We start from the raw sequence: 1,727 nt of genomic DNA on the forward strand, positions 1-1,727 counted from the left end.
GGACTAGACCAAATGAGGCTTTGGACTAGACCAGGTGAATTCTTTACCCGGCCGCCGCCCCCGCGTCACTCACCTTCGGCCTCCGGCTCCGATGAGCCTGTCCTGACGCGCCGTTGCCGGCGTCAGTACGGCAGGCCCTCCGAGGCGGCGTGGAGGGCGGCGTGCATGCATGCGGCGAGGTCCTCCTCGGAGGCCTGTGCCGCGTCGGCGAAACGTACGGCGAAGTCCTCCGCGGCCGCGCGCAGCGCGCCGTTGACGGTGGCCGCGTGCACCTTCACCCGCAGGTCGTCCGCGCTCCTGCCGGAACGCCGGGCGAGGACTTCGGTGAGGACGGGCAGCGCGTCGTCGTGGGCCTGGAGCCAGACGGCACGCAGTGCGGGCTCGGCGGGGGTCATGCGGATCAGGTCGAGTACCGCCGGGTCGGCGGACGGCAGTGTCCCTCGGCGGCAGGAACGGGTGAGGAAGTCCAGCAGGCCGGTCTCGGCCGGCCAGTGGCGCAGTTGGTCCGTGGCGGCGTCGAGTCCCGCCGTGAGTAACGGGCGTACGCAGCTCTCCTTGGTGGGAAAGTGGCGCCACAGCGTGCGGGTCGAGACGCCCACCGCCTCCGCGATCTGGTCCCCCGTGGTGCTCGTGACGCCCTGTGAGACGAACAGGCGCACGGCCTCGCGGGCTATGTCCAGCCGGAGAGCCTCCTTGCGTCGTTCGCCCAGTGACGGCCGCACGGCCGTCGTGGCCCGGTCTGCGGGTGCCGCTTCGCGCACCGTCGCCCCACCACCCCTGTCTCATCGACCGGAGCAGCATAGCGAGCCGCGCAGAACTGGCGCGCGCAGACATCTTGTCACTGAGTGACATCCGCTCCTACTCTCCTGATGTGACTCGGGAGTAACTAGCGGGTGTCGAACGGGACTTCGACGTCCGTCGCTTCCGGGAGCAGAGACAGGAGCGATTCCGCACCACGCGCCGCCCGGCCGACGGCGCGCGGGCGGTCCCTTCGTCCTGTCCATCTCCGCGACGCGGCTGGGCGCGTGGTCCCGTCCTGCCCAAGTCCACGTCCGGGCCGTGCCATTTCCCCCCTCACCGACCCGTCACCGGCACCGCCGGTCCCGCGGTGGCGGCCCGGTCGGCACCCCTCAGCCAGAACCGGCGTCACGCCATTGACGCCTTCGGCCGCCCGCACGACCCCCACGTTTTGACGAAGCAGGGAGTGAGCCGCATGCAACGACCCCACAGCACCCCTCGGCCGCATCTGTCGGCCGGCCGACGCACTCGCGCCGAGCGGGCTCTGCCCTCCGTGCGCCCCGAGTCCGCCGCACGCAACCGCGGCCGCCTCCTCGCCACCGCACTCGCCGTTCTCGCCTGTCTGAGCGTCCAGGCGCTCCCCGCGGCGGCCGCCGACGCGGGCGCGGTGGTGTCCCGAGGCGTGACCATCCCCGCGTTCTACACGCCGCCCGCGAACCTCCCCGCGGCCAACGGCGCCCTGATCCGCAGCGAACCCCTTCCCCTCGCGCTCAGCCTGCCCGGCCTCGACGGTCCGCTCCCCGGAACCGCGACCCGCCTGATGTACAAGTCGACCGACTCCAACGGACAGCCCGTCGCCGTGACCGGCGCCTACATCGAGCCCTCGGCCGCCTGGAAGGGCGGCGGCGCCTGATCGGCTGCGAGCCCGCCGGACACCGCGGAGTCGCTGCCGCCCGTGGTGCCGCCGCTCGATCCGCCGGTGGAACCGG

1 protein-coding gene and 1 pseudogene are annotated in these 1,727 nt (G+C 72.4%); one reads left to right on the forward strand and one right to left on the reverse strand.

Features of this window, described 5'->3' with window-relative positions:
- Nucleotides 1-122: 122 nt before the first annotated feature.
- Nucleotides 123-761 carry a TetR family transcriptional regulator gene (locus ACWEBX_RS40080; RefSeq protein ID WP_451889627.1) on the reverse strand — a complete coding sequence of 213 codons (639 nt, stop codon included), beginning with the start codon at nucleotides 759-761 and terminating at the stop codon, nucleotides 123-125.
- Between the two features lie 452 nt (nucleotides 762-1,213).
- On the opposite strand from ACWEBX_RS40080, the pseudogene ACWEBX_RS40085 reads away from it, so the two are divergent.
- Nucleotides 1,214-1,645, forward strand: a pseudogene (locus ACWEBX_RS40085) (triacylglycerol lipase); the annotation flags it as partial.
- Between the last annotated feature and the right edge of the window lie 82 nt (nucleotides 1,646-1,727).

This window comes from Streptomyces sp. NPDC005070 (assembly GCF_053600395.1).